Annotated in this window: 14 protein-coding genes and 2 pseudogenes; 5 read left to right on the forward strand and 11 right to left on the reverse strand. The window is 38.2% G+C overall.

The genetic code is table 11. From position 1 onward, the window contains the following. Positions 1 to 124: 124 nt before the first annotated feature. On the reverse strand, positions 125 to 631 hold the full coding sequence (locus tag LNM86_RS12645) for an FxsA family protein (RefSeq protein WP_241437947.1): 507 nt from the start codon (positions 629 to 631) through the stop codon (positions 125 to 127). 203 nt (positions 632 to 834) lie between these two features. On the opposite strand from LNM86_RS12645, the gene LNM86_RS12650 reads away from it, so the two are divergent. Both LNM86_RS12650 and LNM86_RS12655 read left to right on the forward strand, forming a co-directional pair. Next, complete coding sequence (locus LNM86_RS12650) at positions 835 to 1,527, forward strand: Tim44/TimA family putative adaptor protein (RefSeq protein WP_241437948.1); 693 nt, start codon at positions 835 to 837, stop codon at positions 1,525 to 1,527. A 76-nt stretch (positions 1,528 to 1,603) separates the two neighbouring features. Then, positions 1,604 to 2,194 carry a Smr/MutS family protein gene (locus tag LNM86_RS12655; RefSeq protein WP_241437949.1) on the forward strand — a complete coding sequence of 197 codons (591 nt, stop codon included), beginning with the start codon at positions 1,604 to 1,606 and terminating at the stop codon, positions 2,192 to 2,194. 1,559 nt (positions 2,195 to 3,753) lie between these two features. Here the strand turns inward: LNM86_RS12655 and LNM86_RS12660 are convergent. The 4 genes and pseudogenes from LNM86_RS12660 to LNM86_RS12675 form a co-directional block, all read right to left on the reverse strand. Then, positions 3,754 to 4,755, reverse strand: a complete 1,002-nt coding sequence (locus LNM86_RS12660) for an Hsp33 family molecular chaperone (protein ID WP_241437950.1) — start codon at positions 4,753 to 4,755, stop codon at positions 3,754 to 3,756. A gap of 36 nt (positions 4,756 to 4,791) precedes the next feature. After that, positions 4,792 to 5,727, reverse strand: a complete 936-nt coding sequence (argF, locus tag LNM86_RS12665; RefSeq protein ID WP_241437951.1) for an ornithine carbamoyltransferase — start codon at positions 5,725 to 5,727, stop codon at positions 4,792 to 4,794. A 2-nt stretch (positions 5,728 to 5,729) separates the two neighbouring features. Next, on the reverse strand, positions 5,730 to 6,938 hold the full coding sequence (locus tag LNM86_RS12670) for an aspartate aminotransferase family protein (RefSeq protein WP_241437952.1): 1,209 nt from the start codon (positions 6,936 to 6,938) through the stop codon (positions 5,730 to 5,732). 89 nt (positions 6,939 to 7,027) lie between these two features. Beyond that, positions 7,028 to 7,159 (reverse strand): annotated as a pseudogene (locus LNM86_RS12675) (aminotransferase class III-fold pyridoxal phosphate-dependent enzyme); the annotation flags it as partial. A gap of 345 nt (positions 7,160 to 7,504) precedes the next feature. Here LNM86_RS12675 and LNM86_RS12680 point away from each other — a divergent pair. Beyond that, positions 7,505 to 8,032 carry a GcrA family cell cycle regulator gene (locus LNM86_RS12680; RefSeq protein WP_241437953.1) on the forward strand — a complete coding sequence of 176 codons (528 nt, stop codon included), beginning with the start codon at positions 7,505 to 7,507 and terminating at the stop codon, positions 8,030 to 8,032. A gap of 45 nt (positions 8,033 to 8,077) precedes the next feature. Here the strand turns inward: LNM86_RS12680 and LNM86_RS12685 are convergent. The 6 genes and pseudogenes from LNM86_RS12685 to ccmA form a co-directional block, all read right to left on the reverse strand. Continuing rightward, a pseudogene (locus LNM86_RS12685) lies at positions 8,078 to 8,500 on the reverse strand (integrase); the annotation flags it as partial. A gap of 789 nt (positions 8,501 to 9,289) precedes the next feature. After that, positions 9,290 to 9,892, reverse strand: a complete 603-nt coding sequence (locus LNM86_RS12690) for a DsbE family thiol:disulfide interchange protein (RefSeq protein ID WP_241437954.1) — start codon at positions 9,890 to 9,892, stop codon at positions 9,290 to 9,292. 1 nt (position 9,893) lies between these two features. Next, positions 9,894 to 10,118 (reverse strand): hypothetical protein, encoded by a 225-nt coding sequence (locus tag LNM86_RS12695; protein WP_241437955.1) that lies wholly within the window; start codon positions 10,116 to 10,118, stop codon positions 9,894 to 9,896. Continuing rightward, a complete protein-coding gene (locus LNM86_RS12700) occupies positions 10,106 to 10,825 on the reverse strand; it encodes a heme ABC transporter permease (RefSeq protein ID WP_372712442.1) in 720 nt (239 codons plus the stop codon). The genes LNM86_RS12695 and LNM86_RS12700 overlap by 13 nt, the downstream gene beginning before the upstream one ends. A gap of 103 nt (positions 10,826 to 10,928) precedes the next feature. After that, on the reverse strand, positions 10,929 to 11,597 hold the full coding sequence (gene ccmB, locus LNM86_RS12705; RefSeq protein WP_241437957.1) for a heme exporter protein CcmB: 669 nt from the start codon (positions 11,595 to 11,597) through the stop codon (positions 10,929 to 10,931). Continuing rightward, positions 11,594 to 12,220, reverse strand: a complete 627-nt coding sequence (gene ccmA / locus LNM86_RS12710) for a heme ABC exporter ATP-binding protein CcmA (RefSeq protein WP_241437958.1) — start codon at positions 12,218 to 12,220, stop codon at positions 11,594 to 11,596. The genes ccmB and ccmA overlap by 4 nt, the downstream gene beginning before the upstream one ends. A gap of 320 nt (positions 12,221 to 12,540) precedes the next feature. On the opposite strand from ccmA, the gene acnA reads away from it, so the two are divergent. Then, complete coding sequence (gene acnA, locus LNM86_RS12715) at positions 12,541 to 15,228, forward strand: aconitate hydratase AcnA (protein ID WP_241437959.1); 2,688 nt, start codon at positions 12,541 to 12,543, stop codon at positions 15,226 to 15,228. Positions 15,229 to 15,458: 230 nt separating this feature from the next. Beyond that, positions 15,459 to 15,725, forward strand: a complete 267-nt coding sequence (gene rpsT, locus LNM86_RS12720) for a 30S ribosomal protein S20 (RefSeq protein WP_241437960.1) — start codon at positions 15,459 to 15,461, stop codon at positions 15,723 to 15,725. The last annotated feature ends 712 nt before the right edge of the window (positions 15,726 to 16,437 follow it).

Here is a 16,437-nt window from a genome sequence, read left to right on the forward strand (position 1 = left end):
ATTGTGTATATTTTTATTTTAGATCTAAAGATCAAGCTGGTTATCATGCTTCGCAAAAGGTTGCAAGGAACCCTCTTGTTGTCTTGATTGTTTTTTTTCGTCACTTACAGATTTTTTTAGCATTTCAAGGATGATCATCATTTTTACGCCATGGAGATTCTGTAGCATTATGGACTTGATAGTCTTCACCGTTGAGATCAATAATTTTTTCAGATTCATTTTGCGTGTTGGTGTTGCCTTGAGTGTGAGGATTCATTTTGTTGCCAAATGATGAAAAAAAGCGCCAAATAACGGAGCGGACTGGTTTAATAAGAAGTAATATTCCCAAAAGATCGCTTACAAAACCTGGAAGAATAAGTAAAATCGCACCCACAATGATGAAAACATCATCAATCATATAATTTTTAAATGAACGCCCTTGGATAAATTCACGTTGTATGTTTTTTAAAAGACTAAACCCTTGAATTCGCAATAAAATAATACCAAATAGTGTTGTAAGAACAACCAGACTCAAAGTTGCTAAAATTCCAATTTCTTCTCCAACAAAGATAAAACCGGCAATTTCAATCAAAAGAGCGCTGAGGAGGAGAATGATAAAAAAGCGAGGACTTATGGAGTAGAACTTTATCACACAAAAATTCCCTTCTCAAGTTGAGGATAGAAAAATAGACAGCTCTTCTTGTATAAACACCAATGAATAAAGGCCATGAAGAGGCATGAAAGGCTATAAAAATATTTAAATAGTGGATTCCTTATTTTACATATTTAGTTATAAATGATATTGACTGCAATGTTTATTACAGATCATCTTAGATTTGGAGATTAACAGCGCCCATGGAATTTGACGTTATACTTGTCATAGCTCTTGTTATTATGGTTGTCGTTTTTGTACAGCTACGTAATGTATTAGGAAAGCGGATTGGTTTTGAAAAGCCTCCTTTCGACCCTTATTCACGTCATTCTAAAAAACAGAGTGAAGCAGAAACGAAAGATAATGTTGTTTCGTTCCCTCATCAGGATAATGCACAAAAGAGCGATTTTAATGAAATTGATGCAATTTCACCAGAGGGAAGTGCACTGAATAAAGGTTTGCGCGCACTTTGCCAGAGCGATCCTCATTTTTCTCCTCAATTTTTTATCAAAGGTGCTCAAGTTGCTTATGAAATGATTGTAACAGCTTTTGCTAAGGGAGAGCGTGATCAGCTTAAGAAACTCCTTTCTCAAAATGTTTTTGAAAGTTTTAGTGCGGCTATTGAGCAACGCGAAAAAAACAATGAAAAAGTTGAGTTTACTTTTATTGGCATTAATAAGATCGAGTTTATCTCAGCAGAAATGCAAGAAAAGGAACAATTTTTAACTGTACGGATTGTTAGTGAAATGATTTCTGTAACCTATAATGAGCAGGGAGAGCGTATCGATGGTGATCCTGATGCTATTGTAGAAATTAGAGATATATGGACTTTTGTTCGCAATAGTCTATCGTCTGATCCCAATTGGAAACTTTTTGCAACGGAAGATGAAAATTAAGATCTCTTTGGCCCATAAGGTTGCATGAATAAGTTTTAGTCGCATAAATAAATTTTATAAGAGATTGAAGATTGTAATGTCCACGGGCAAATGGAGAGAAAAGAAGGATTTATTGACTGCAAAGGATCGTCTTTTATGGGAAAGGGTTTGTCATACAATAATGCCCCTTCATAATGAACTCCCTTTTCCTATCAAAAAAAATGCAACAAAGATTGATCATAAAAAACAGCCTGTATCACCAATCTTTTCATTATCTCAGGGGAATCAGCAAAGACCAACGGTGGTTAAAAAAGAAACGATAGTGATTACCAAAACACAGAAGGTCCATTTCTTTGATCATGTTGTCCATCGTAAAATTGCTAAAGGGCATTATCCACTTGAAGCGCGTCTTGATCTTCATGGTTATGGGCAGGAAGAAGCTTACTTTTTCTTAAAAGAATTTCTACAATCATCTCAGCAAAGTGGATTACGTTATGTGCTTGTGATTACAGGAAAAGGTCGTTCAGTTGGAAGTGATGGTGCTTTGTATAAGTTTGTTCCTCATTGGTTATCGACATCAGCTTTTCGGTATTATGTTCATGCATTTGAACGCGCAGCTCATCAACATGGCGGTAGAGGTGCGCTTTATGTTTGGTTGCGCCGTTTTGTGCCGGGCAAAGGGCTATAATATCGTTTAGATTTTTCCAGGTTCAGGTTTGGTTTTATCAGTTATAGTATTTTACAAGCTATATTTTGGGGTAAAAGCTATGGAGGTACAAATTTGATCATGAAATTTACGCCATTGCGTCTAATTTTTACAAACAAGGATTCTGCTGAAAACATTTTTGAGTGAGAAGATTACCGTTATTGCTAAAAATATCTGTTGAATCAGTATTCTATATAAAAAATATTCAAAGCATTACAGGCGTTTTGAGAGGTTTAGATTTTTTTCAACAATGAGATATTTATTTTCTCGCTTTGCTTTTTATTATTGGGATAAGTATAGCAATATATTTTAACGGGTATATGCTATCGACAGTTTTATTACCAAAAAGCATACAATGTTTTTTTTAAAGTATGTACGGTAATAGAATTTCTCTAATGTTCTTCTTCTGTTTATAAAGCAACAGACTAAGACTGTTATTATATTAACTATCTCCATACTGTACTTTTTTGCATGAAGATAATTTATACAATTCTCATTTGAGCTCGATTACAACGCTCTTTTGATATTCAAGTATACATGTTTTGATTCTTAAAATAATCAAGATATTGATTTATAATGTTAATTCATCATTTTACATGTAAATGAGAGACCCGAATATTCTAAGATTTTTTCACTTCACTCCTGCTTTTGGTGAATCAATCAAAACTATCCCCTTGCACCTCACAAGTGGAATGATCGTGTGGATAAAAACACGAGAAGAAAGGCAAAACGACAGTTATGAATCGTCAAAATGCAAGTGCTGTCGCAACATTAGGGGCGGGCAAAGAGAATGATGGTACCGACTTGCTCCCTCACAAGTGGAAAGATGGTGGTGCTAAATAGCTTTTACGCTATTACCATCTCCATGGGTGTTGTTGTGAAATGGGTTTGGGTGTTTTAAGAAAGTTTTTTAAAAAAGCCCGTGAATGTGCAGCACAATGACGTTTTATTCTACATGAGAGTCATGACCCCATTAGCGAATGTTATCAACAAAAGTGTGAGGCAATATGTAATTCTTATTCCTTCAAAAACACAGCTGTGGATTTTTTTGAAAGTTATAAAGCAGAATTGAAAAATAATAGTAAAAAATAGCAGTTGGTTTTGACTTTGACAGCTTCATATTCTCCATAAACGAAAAGAGTTCGAATAAAAAATAGGACTTTATTCATGAATCTCCTTCGATTTAAAAAGATTGTTTATCTTTAAAATCAATAATTTGATACGATTGTAAAAAGCATCAAAAACTTGGTGGTGTTAAGAGGTCAATTCTTGCTGATATGCCAAGAAATAAAAGAGAGATCTTTTCAGGGAGGAAGGAACATATTTTAAGGGATATGGGTTACTTTTATAAAAAGCATATGGAATGTATGTTGATTGGAACCAAGAGTATGATTGTATAGGCAATAAAGAACGGTTAGCTCTAAGGAAATAAGATATATAATACCGCTAAAGGTTCATTTTAACCCTTTTTATGTTCTAGATGTGTAACTAAAATTGATTTTAGCTGCGGCCAACATTCTTCTCTTTATGAGAAATATTGGTTACATTTCATTTTCAGAAAATTCTTGTGATTTAAAACGATAAGTTGTTGAACAAAATTCACATGTGACTGAAATATACTCACCTTCAACCATTTCATTGCGTTCCTCAACGGGAAAACCTTCCAGCATTGCTTTAATTTTTTCACGCGAGCAAGAGCATTGATCAATAAGAGAAGAGGGGTTAAAAACCCTAACACCTTGTTCGTGGAAAAGACGGAACAATAACCGCTTACTGCCAACTTGCGGGTCTGTCAATTCTGTGCTTTCAATGGTTGCTGTTAATGCTTTGACCTCTTGCCACTGGTTTTCAAGTTGTGTTTGCGTTTTCGTTTCTTCTGTTTTTTTATCTTGTTCATATATTTGATGCTGAGATGATGCTCTGGGCAAGAGTTGGGTTAGAAGACCTCCTGCTCTCCAGTTTTTCTGTGGTTTTCCTTGTTGATCTCGGTTCATTAATATAGCAACTGCCAAACGTATATCGGTAGGAATTTGTTCTGATTGATCAAAATAGGTACGGGAAGCTTCTTGTAGACTTTCTCCATCTAATGACACTATTCCCTGATAAGGCTGTGTATGGGTACCTTGGTCAATAGTAAAAGCTAAGGTACCTTTTCCCAACAGTGTTTCTGAAGATATTTGCTTATTGATGATTGCTTTTTTTAACTTTTCTTTATCAAAACGCGCATAACCGCGGAGGCTGGAAGGGGGAGAGAAGTCACATACCAACATATTAACGGGGCCATCGGAATGGGTTTGTAAAATAAATTTTCTCTTAATTTTTAGGGAGGTTCCAAGCAGAACGGTTAAAACTAAGGCTTCTGCGAGAAGATAAGAAACTGGTTCAGGATATTGATGCCTTGTCAGAATAGAATTTAAAGTTTCTCCAAGTTGTACAGCACGTCCACGAATATCCAGTTCTTCGACTTGAAAGGAAACAACAGTATCATCTTCACTCAAATGGATATTGCTGAGAGAAGATGTCTCTGTGGATTGTTCGTGCATCGTATTTTTGCCTTTTATATGATTTATTTTGCTAGGCTATTGTGAAGGGAAAAGTGCATCTTGTAAACACCATGCAAGAATTGCTTTTTGGGCATGAAGACGATTTTCCGCCTCATCAAAAACAACGGAATGCGCCCCATCTATCACAGCATCGACAACTTCTTCGCCACGATGAGCAGGCAAACAATGCATGAAAAGAGCATTGGGTTTGGCTAATTTCATCAAAGCTTCATTGACTTGATAAGGCTGAAAAACAGAATGACTGCGAGCACGAAACTCTTGTCCCATAGAAACCCATGTATCAGTCATAATACAGTCAGCATCTTTAGCTGCCTCTTGTGGATTATGAGTTAGTGTAATATGTGCCCCTCGTTCTCGAGCCCAATGGACAAATTTTTCTTGTGGTTCATTGCCTTCGGGAGTAGCAATACGCAAATGGAAGCCAAAAAGAGCAGCAGCTTCGATCAAGGAATGCAGCACATTGTTGCCATCTCCCATCCACGCAAATATTTTGTTTGCAACAGGCCCACGATGCTCTTCATAAGTCAGTATATCTGCTAGAATTTGGCAAGGATGTGTATCGTCGGTAAGGGCATTAATAACAGGAATTTGTGCGTATTGTGCCAGTTCGAGCATCCGATCATGGCGTGTTGTTCGTAAGGTTACAATATCCACAAAACGCGATAAAACGCGTGCTGTATCAGCGATGGTTTCACTGTGTCCAAGCTGCATTTCTGAACCTGTTAGCATAATTGTATCCCCACCTAGTTGGCGCATGCTGATATCAAATGAAATACGGGTTCGTGTGGACGGTTTTTCAAAAATCATTGCCAGTGTTTTACCAACAAAAAGTTTTGAACTTTTCCCTGCTTTGAAGGATGCTTTAAGACTTTTTGCATAATCGATAAGAGCACGTGCTGTCTGCGGGGTTAAAACCGATAAATCGGTGAAATGGCGAAGAGTATTTGTCATGTTTATGATACTTGCCTTTTTTTATTTGTTTGTGAAAGAGAAGCAATTGCTTTTTCAATACGAAATAAACCTTCCTCTATTTCTTCTTCTTTTATGATAAGGGGGGGTAATAAACGCACCACGTTATTATTAGCAACAACACTAAGAACATATTGCTTTTCTAAGGCATCGACGACGGCATTTGCAGGAGCGACACATTGGATACCGAGCATAAGACCAACACCTTGAATTGTAGAGATAATATCAGGATAGCTGTTGAGAATTTTTGAAAGTCCACTTTTTAGCTTATGGCCCATTTGCTGAACATGGTGAAGGAAACCTGGTTCTAAGATGATATCCAGAACACTGTTGCTTACAGCCATCCCAAGAAGATTTCCGCCAAAAGTTGAACCATGGGTTCCTGGTGTCATACTTTTTGCCACTTCATCTGTTGCAAGACAAGCTCCCAACGGAAAGCCACCACCCAATCCTTTTGCAAGCGTAAGAATATCAGGTGTGATATCACTCCATTCATAAGCAAAAAGCTTTCCTGTTCGTCCAATACCTGTTTGGACTTCATCCAGAATGAGTAACAGATTATGCTCATCGCAGATTTGGCGCAAAAACCTTAAAGTTTCGCGAGAAACGGTTCGTATCCCTCCTTCACCCTGAATAGGTTCAATAAGGATAGCTGCGGTCTTTTTACTGATAGCATTCCGCAAAGCATTTTCATCACAAAACGGAATTTGAATAAACCCACCAGCTTTTGGTCCAAAGCCTTCAAGATATTTTTCGTGCCCAGTTGCCGCAAGTGTTGCAAGTGTGCGCCCATGAAAGGCTCCTTCAAAAGTAATAATTTCAACGCGTGTTGGATGACCAGAGGCATAATGAGCATGACGAGCCGTTTTGAATGCACATTCAAGTGCTTCGGCGCCAGAATTACAGAAAAAAACCTTATCAGCAAAGCTATTTGCACAAAGTCGTGCAGCAAGAGCTTCTTGTTCGGGTGATTGAAAAAGATTGGAAATATGCCAAAGTTTTTCAGCTTGTCTTTTGAGGGTTTCAACCAACTTTGGATGAGCATATCCTAACACATTGACAGCAATGCCAGACGTCAAATCGAGATAACGTTCACCTTTATCGGAAATAAGCCAAACACCCTCACCTTTTTTGAAATGCAAATTCCGTCGAGCAAAGCACGTATAAAGTGGCTGTATAGCGGTAGTGCCCATCATGATTTCCTTTATATTTTAAGGATTTACCATATAGTAAACAAAATAATGTTGTAAATAAAGCGATTTTATAATTTTCGGTATAGTGCAACCTTTGGATGAGCATACCCTAACACATTGACAGCAATGCCAGACGTCAAATCGAGATAACGCTCACCTTTATCGGAAATAAGCCAGACATCCTCACCTTTTTTGAAATGCAAATTCCGTCGGTGCTTCATTTTAGCAGAAAAGTGATAAAAATTCTCTAAGAAGCATTTTGCAGCATTTATAGGAAAAAGTCTTCATTAAATACAAGAGTTTTTCCTCTATTTGGTTTGCAAGTTGGGGAAAACATTCTAAATAGACTCTTCAAGGAGGAAAGGCTCTTGTCAGAGAGTCGGTGCATATTGTAGTTTAAATCAGTAAGCAAGGTTGTATTTCAGTTTGTACGTTCCATAGGTTGAATATTTTTTGTGCTCGAGAGGAGTATGAAATTTTTCATTCAATTTATTGAACATATTGTTCGAACATTTGAAGATGCAACAAGATGCATCTCAATGAGGTGATCAGAATGGAGTGCTAAGATGGGTTGGACATATGAACGCGTTGAACTTCTTAAAAAACTTTGGAGTGAAGGGTTAAGTGCAAGTCAGATTGCCGCTCAGTTAGGGGGAGTCAGTAGGAATGCTGTTATCGGTAAGGTGCATCGATTAAAGTTACCAGGACGTGGTAAGACAGCACAAGGGGGATCTCGCGCACAAAAAGCGCCTCCTAGTCCGTCATCTCCCCGTGCACGTCGTACGCCATCGGCTGTAGTGCCAACGGATGCTGTTTCTTCCAGTGCTGAAGTAACAGCTTTAAAGGTGGAACCTATCGCAGAAGATGTAACAGAAACGGATTTGCCTACAAACTCAAATGTGGTTGTTCCTATATCACGCCAGCTTAATCTTTTACAATTGAGTGAAAATACATGTCGATGGCCAGTTGGAGATCCTTTGTCACCAGATTTCCATTTTTGCGGTGCCGATTCTGGTGAAAACGGTCCCTATTGTGCCTTTCATGCCAAGATAGCATTTCAGCCAATCTCTGAAAGACGACGGATAAGAGTATAATATTTGTCGTTATTTCTATTGCCTTCTCTGCCTTGGTCGTTAATGTATATTTGTTTGTGTAATCTCTGAAATGGGTATGCAGCTTAATTTAGAGAGGATATGAAGATATAAAGGTACAAACCACTCACCTTCTTACCGTCATTTTAATTCAGTTTTACGGCTTTCAAAAGCATTGAGAGCAATATCTTTTAAATGATGGGAAGATTCGTATTGCCTTACGTTTTTTCTTCTCACGTTCTTTAATGGGGTCATAACCCTCATGCAAAACAGAACGCTATTGTCTTACACATTCACGAACTTTTTTTAAAAAACATTTCTTAAAGCGCACAAAAGCCCATTTCACGACGGCGTAAAATCCATTGAGTACCACCATTTTTACGCTTATGAGGTACAAGCCGGCACCATCATACTCTTCCCAGCCCACAATGTTGCGATAACCCTTGCATAAAAACGATTCATAAGAGGTATTTTACTTCTTTCTTCAGAGTTTTTATCCACACGATCATTCCACTTGTGATGTGTAAGGGGGATAGTTTTGATTGATTCAGCATAAAGCAAGTTTAAAATGAGAGAATCTTAGGATCTTCGGGTCTCTCATTCAACAGGAAAAACGATAAATTATCGTTATAAATAAATATGTTGTTGATATATAATTCTCTTATGAGAAGAAATTTTTGAGGGTGAGGGCTCTCGTGAAGAGAGAGTCTCTGTCCATAAAAAATTTATTTGTGTGTTATTTTTTCGTATTATTGTGCGATGATATACTAGAGAGATGCTGTTTGTTGTTCATTTTTAACGTCTCTTTTCATTGAGCTTAATAGTCTTAAAATCTCTACAACACTCTTTCAAAAATAGTGGAGATTGGAGTGTCTCGTTCTTTTTCATTTTGTAGTGGAATTGTGCTTTGCATGAAGAAAACGTACAACTTGTTCATCGACACGCTTATTTGAAAAACTCTTTTTTGCTCCAAATCTCATTACGTGAGAATGGTACAGTTTAAAACTGATAAAAGGGAGAAACATTATTACGCTTATGAAAGTATAAATCCGTTTTTCATACTCTGTTTAGCTTCCAATATTGCCTCTTCTCTTCCATTAAAAGATTTCATAAAGAGATATTGTATCTTTTCTCAAATAATTTTTATGACACATTCCTTCTTATTGTGGCATGCAAGCAAGCTTTTGAGATTACATTTAAGGTGTGATGAAAGAAGAAAAGATAATGATGTTCACTTTAAGAGCAGGAACTAATGAATCATCAATGTGTTGAGTTTTTTGTCATGATAGCTTTTTCAATTTTTGGCAGGATTTTTTTTTGATAAATTTGCCATGTTAAAGGTCCCACATGTTTGGCAATAATAAGACTTTCTTTATTCAAAAGAAAAGTTTCTGGTGGTCCATAGACACCCCAATTAATAGCTGTATACCCTGAAGCGTCAAAGCCAATAGCTTTAAAAGGGTTACCAAAATTTCTTAAAAAGCGTTGTGCGTTCTCTTTGTTATCCTTATAATTAATGCCAATAACATCAAAACGTTGATCTTGTGCAATCCTCATAAGAAGTGGATGCTCTGTGCGACAAGATAAACACCAAGATCCCCAAAAATTGACCAATGTTACGCGTCCTTTAAATTGTTCTAAATTGAGAAGATGATTCTCATTACCAAGGAGGGGAAGATTGGTTTTTGGAGCGGGTTTTTCAGAGAATGTGCTTGGATGAAGGAAATTATCATTGGGGTGTTTGCTATTCGTAAAATAGAAGAAAAGCATAATGAGAAGAAGAAAAAACACAAAGGGTCCCAAAAGACCCAATAAAGTGAATAAAGATATGCTGTTTTTAGGTTTTTGAGGGACCTTGTGCATTCTATTTTTCTTCTCCGAACAGCTCTTTTTGCTTCAACTGTTGTAGGATTTTTTTCTGATATTGACCTTTGTAGAGAATGTACCCAATAAAACATAAGAGAGAGAGTGCAGAAAACATATAGCTTAGAATCACAATTTGTTCGTGGTGAAGGGTACCAAGAAACCAGTCAATTTTCTGAGAGAGATTTCCTAAAACTTCATTGTGAATGTTGTTTAGGTCGAGCATGATGAAGAATCCTGATGTTGTGCATAACGGGCTTTTTTAATCTGAAGTATTTGGATATGACGACGATTGATTTCGTTTCGCATAGCCATCAAATAGAGTAAAATAAACAGAAGGCTGAAGCACAATATCATTATTATGAGGGGCCATAACATAGCATGCTCGATTGTTGGTCCTCCTGAACGTAAAAGTGACGCTGATTGATGGAGTGTATTCCACCAATTAACAGAGAATTTGATAATGGGAATATTGACCAGCCCAACGAGTGTAAGAATTGCTGTAGCGCGTGTTGCTTTTGTTTGATTATCAAAAGCGCGAGCAAGCATGATAATGGCAAGGTAGATAAAAAGCAAAATTAAAACCGATGTGAGTCGGGCATCCCATACCCACCACGTTCCCCATGTTGGGCGTCCCCAAAGCGCACCTGTTAGTAAGGAGAGGGCTGTAAAAATTGCTCCAATAGGCGCACCACATTTGAGTGCTACATCAGCAAGATGATGTTTCCAAACCAAAATTTCTAATGCAGCGATGCTTATTATAAGATAACAAAATGTCGAGAGCCAGGCAAATGGTACATGAATGTACATAATCTTAACGGTGATACCTTGCTGATAGTCATCAGGAGAATGCACAATCAGAACAAAGCCTAAAATAAGAAGACAGAATATGATACCCGTTAACCAAGGCAAAATAGCACTGCTTATTTTCATAAAACGGGTCAAACTTGTCGGGAGCGTCCTCGTTTTATCTATGCGAGATGTTTTCTTCATGAGATTTATAATAGGCAGAGTTTTGCTGTGCGGCAATCATCTTTTATGATTCTGATAAAAGCTTGAGCGTTATAGCGGCAACAAAAGAGCTAAAGAGACTCAAAAGAAGTGAAAAAGCAATAAGAAGAGTCAAAGAAGCCCAAAAAGAGACATGTGGATTTGTTGGAGCTATAGCAGCTGAAACGCCAAAAATTATAATTGGCACAATCCATGGTAAGATGATGATAAAAATGAGAAGAGTGCTGTGTAGCAATGATGTTGCAAGAGCAGCTCCTATCGCGCCGATAAAAATAATGGCAGGTGTTCCGCATAAGAGAGTAAGGATTGTTGTGAAAGTTATCGTAGCATCTAAATGGAGCATGAATGCTAAAACAGGAGTAACAAAAATAAGAGGAAACATTGTTCCTACCCAATGGGCAAGGCATTTGGTAAAGATGATCAATGTCAAACTTTGTCTTTGTGCAGAGAGGATAAATTGGTCAAGTGTTCCGTCATCGTGATCCGTTTGAAAAAGTTTATTCAGATTGAGGAGTCCTGCGAGAAGGGCTCCAAACCATAATATGCCTGGACCTATTTGTGCTAGGACTTTAGGATCTGGCCCAATGGTAAAGGGGGTTACTAAAACAACAGCGATGAAAAACAAAAGTCCTGTTAACGAAGAGGCTTGCGGAGTTAAAGCGAATTTAAGATCACGCCAGAATAGAGCTTTCATTTTTTTCTCTCTTTAGAAGGTGAAAATTCTTCTAGAGCAATTTTTAGGTTTTCCGGAATTCCAAGGGGATGATGGGTTGCAGCGATAATCATCCCACCTTGGTTGAGATGGCGTTGGAAAACATTGGCAAGAAGAATTTGCGCATGGTTATCAACGCCCGATATTGGTTCATCTAAAATCCAAATAGGACGATGGGAGAGCAAAAGACGCGCAATAGCCACACGCCTTTTTTGCCCAGTTGATAAAACATTGAAGGGTAAAGATTCAAGATCAGAAAGATCGATGTCGGCAAGAGCTTCCTGCGGACAGAGCAAATGTTGTCCATAAAATGCTGACCAAAATTGCAGATTTTCGATGACCGATAAGAAAGGTTTCATGGCATTTTGTGAACCAAGATAATGACACGCCGTAGCGACAGGATATGTTTGTTGTTTGTCTTTAAGAGTTATAGAACCCTCAGCAGCTTTAAGAAGACCAACGATGATCCGTAGTAATGTAGATTTTCCGACTCCATTTGGACCTGTGACTATCATAAGTTGCTGTGGAAACAAGCAAAAAGAAAGATCTTCAAACAGAACTTCATGGTTTCTGTGTGCTGCCAAATCTTTACCTGATAACACCATGTGATTGCCGACTTTGCTTTTCTTTTGAGAACATTTATTACATCATAGGATAAAAAATCACATAATCGCATAAAAAACATGTTTTTTATGCGATTATGTCTAGAATAGTTCTAGAAATAGTTCTATAAATTATATATTACATTAATATCTGGTGTAAAATATAGTTTTTGGCGCTGATTTCCGAATTTGCCTATGGGAAAGCAGAGGGGGAAATGGATAGCGGAGGTGATTGCGTCTGCGCTCAGGCTGCGACCTTGACTCGTAGTTTGTGTTGTTCATTCCGGGAAATTGGGTGGTTTATAGCATGAGGGTGGACAGTCATGACTCAAATTGATAGCTTTAATTGTCGCAGGACTTTAGATGTTGAGGGCAAGGAATATATTTATTACAGTTTGATTGAAGCAGAGAAAAATGGGCTCGATGGTGTTTCTCGCCTACCGTTTTCAATGAAGGTCATTCTCGAAAATTTATTACGTTTTGAAGATGGACGCTCGGTCAAAAAAGAAGATATTCTAAATGTTGCTAAGTGGTTAAATGATAAAGGCAGTGCTGGTGCGGAAATTGCTTACCGTCCCGCGCGCGTTCTTATGCAAGATTTCACGGGCGTACCTGCGGTTGTTGACCTTTCTGCAATGCGTGATGCTATGGTTAAACTTGGTGGGAACGCTGACAAAATCAATCCTCTTATTCCCGTAGATCTTATCATTGATCACTCAATTATTGTTGATTATTTTGGCAACCCTATGGCCTTTAAAGAAAATGTTGAGTGTGAATATGAACGCAATGGTGAACGCTACCGTTTTCTCAAATGGGGACAGCAGGCGTTTCAAGATTTTCGCGTGGTTCCGCCGGGCACGGGAATTTGCCATCAAGTTAATCTGGAATATTTAGCGCAATGTGTGTGGATGAAAAATGAGGGAAAACATCAGACAGTTTATCCTGATACCTGTGTAGGAACGGATTCCCATACAACGATGGTAAATGGTCTTGGTGTTTTAGGTTGGGGTGTTGGTGGTATTGAAGCAGAAGCGGCAATGTTAGGCCAGCCCGTTTCTATGCTGTTGCCTGAAGTGATAGGTTTCCGTTTAACCGGTAGGCTTAAAGAAGGCGTAACAGCTACGGATTTAGTATTGACAGTTACACAAATGTTACGCAAGAAGGGCGTTGTTGGTAAGTTTGTTGAGTTTTTTGGTCCAGGTCTGGAGCATATGACACTTGCTGATCGGGCAACGATTGGGAATATGGCACCTGAATATGGTGCGACCTGTGGTTTTTTTCCAATTGATAAAGAAACAGTGCGTTATCTCAATATGACAGGGCGGGATGAAAGTCGGATTGCTCTGGTGGAAGCTTATTCTAAAGCGCAAGGGATGTGGCATGATGAAGAAATAGCCAATCCTATTTTTAGTGATACAATTGAATTAGATATGGAAAGTGTTGTGCCTTCTATGGCCGGTCCTAAACGCCCTGAAGGGCGGATGGCATTGGAAAATGTTGGACAGGGTTTTGAGGGAGCGTTGGTCGAAGATTATAAGAAGACTGTTGGGCAAGATGACCGTTATGAAGTTGAGGGTGAGGCGTTTACGCTTGGCCATGGCGATGTCGTGATTGCTGCGATTACCTCTTGCACAAATACATCGAATCCAAGTGTTCTTATTGCCGCAGGTCTTTTAGCGCGTAATGCTGTAGCGAAAGGTCTTAAGAGCAAACCATGGGTTAAAACGTCTCTTGCACCTGGTTCGCAAGTTGTTGAAGCTTACCTTATCAATTCCGGTCTACAAAAAGATTTAAATGCACTGGGATTTAACTTAGTGGGTTTTGGGTGTACAACGTGTATAGGGAATTCTGGTCCTTTGTCCCCAGCTATTTCCAAAACAATTAATAATCATAGTTTAATTGCAGCTGCAGTTCTTTCAGGAAATCGTAATTTTGAAGGGCGTGTATCCCCTGATGTGCAAGCGAATTATTTAGCTTCACCACCCTTGGTTGTTGCTCACGCTTTGGTAGGAACGGTGCGTAAAGATTTAACGAAGGAGCCTCTTGGAGAAGGTTCAGATGGTCAACCCGTTTACTTGAGAGACATTTGGCCAACGTCTAAAGAAATCCAAGAATTTATCGAAAAGAGTGTCACACGTAAACTTTTTGCTGAAAAATATGCGGATGTCTTTAAAGGGGATGAACATTGGCAAAAAGTTCAGGTTCCTTCGGGTTCTACCTATTCTTGGGATGAGCAATCAACATATGTCCGTAATCCACCATATTTTGAGAATATGCAGAAAATCCCTGATGTTTTGCCAGATATTCAGAATGCGCGGATTTTAGGTTTATTTGGTGATAAAATCACAACAGATCATATTTCTCCGGCTGGTTCCATTAAGACTGATTCTCCTGCGGGTAAATATTTGCTGGAGCATGGGGTTAGCGTGGCTGATTTTAACCAGTATGGAACACGTCGTGGAAATCATGAAGTGATGATGCGTGGGACATTTGCCAATATTCGCATTCGCAACTTCATGCTAGGAGAAAATGGTCGTGAAGGAGGGTATACAATTCATTATCCATCAGGGGTAGAGCAAACAATTTATGATGCTGCAATGGCCTATAAGCGAGAAGGTGTTCCTCTCGTTATTTTTGCTGGTATTGAATATGGTAATGGATCATCGCGTGATTGGGCAGCGAAGGGTACCAATCTTCTTGGTATAAAAGCAGTGATTGCTCAATCTTTTGAGCGGATTCATCGTTCTAATCTTGTTGGTATGGGAATCGTTCCCTTTGTTTTTGAAGTGGGTACAAGTTGGCAATCTTTAGGCTTAAAGGGGGATGAGAAAGTAACGATAGAAGGAATTCATAACTTGAAACCTCGTCAAAAGACGGTAGCGACCATTACTTTTTCTGATGGAACGATAAAAAATGTTCCCTTATTATGTCGTGTTGATACGGAGGATGAGTTAGACTATTTGCATCATGGTGGAATTTTGCAATATGTCTTGCGAAACTTAGCAGTTTAAACGACATTTGTTCCGGATATCTTTAAATTATTCAAATAAGTATTCAGAGGTTCGATTTTATATTTTTATACCTATTTTTGAAAATTTGATTGACGTTAGCTTAAGGATTGCGCTATAAGCTGCGCTGTTATTAGCAGCTTTATAATTTTATTGCTGAGCTTGGATTTATTTAGACGGGTAGGGGTATTATTTGGACTGGTCCTACCTGATGCGTTGAAAGAGAGATATTTATGGCAAATACACCTTCCGCTCGAAAGGCGGTGCGCAAAGTTGCAACACGTACACAGGTTAATAAGGCCCGCCGTTCACGCGTTCGTACCTTTATGCGTAAGTTTGATGATGCTTTAGCTGGTGGTGATAAGGTTTTAGCGGAAAGAGCATTTAAGGATTTTGAACCTGAAATTATGCGTGCGGTTTCCAAAGGGGTTTTTCATAAAAATGCTGCTGCGCGAAAAGTATCGCGTTTAGCAAAACGTTTAAAAGCTCTTAGCGTTTAGATTCCTCCATTTTACTAAAAAACCAGCATCGGTATGGATGCTGGTTTTTTTTTGCTTATTTTTTGAAAAGACTCGCTTTTTTAAAGGGAGAGGCATTGGTCACGATTCTCCTCCTTAAAAGGAGAAAAATACGTAGATTTTGCATGGTTATCCACAAGCTCTGTGGATTTTTACAGAGTCTTTTTTGTCAAGCATTTTTATTTTTTTTTTTCATCTGAAAAGATTCTTTAATTATTGGTAAATTTAGTGAAAAAAAATGAATTGAATCAATAATTTTTCTCATTTCTTATTTTTATGAGCAATTTTATGGCGGTTTTAAGGGGCTTTTGATTTCATTTTGACCTCTTGCATTTTACCTCTGCTGTTTTGTATGGTTCTTTCGGAGACTAAAAAACATACAGGGGTTATATCAGCTTATTATTTTGTTTTATGTTGCGTAGAAGATGCTTTGAATTAGGCTGTTACGGGCTTTCATGGTGAATGTTTTTCTGACATGTTTAGTTCGTTTTCTATTGATTAGTTTAGCATTTTAGAAGAGTGAGTTGCGTTGTGCGTACAAGTAAATCTTAAGTGGTCATCTTTGTTGGTTGGATTGTAATGAGGCTATCCTAGTGGGGGGATAAGGAATCTTATTTGGGATAGGGCGTTTTGCCTTTGCTAATTGATTTTTAGCTGTTTGGTAGGACAATTTTTTTATTTTTATCAGGATGAG

Origin of the sequence: Bartonella machadoae (assembly GCF_022559585.1) — a bacterium.
Taxonomy (GTDB): Bacteria; Pseudomonadota; Alphaproteobacteria; order Rhizobiales; family Rhizobiaceae; genus Bartonella; species Bartonella machadoae.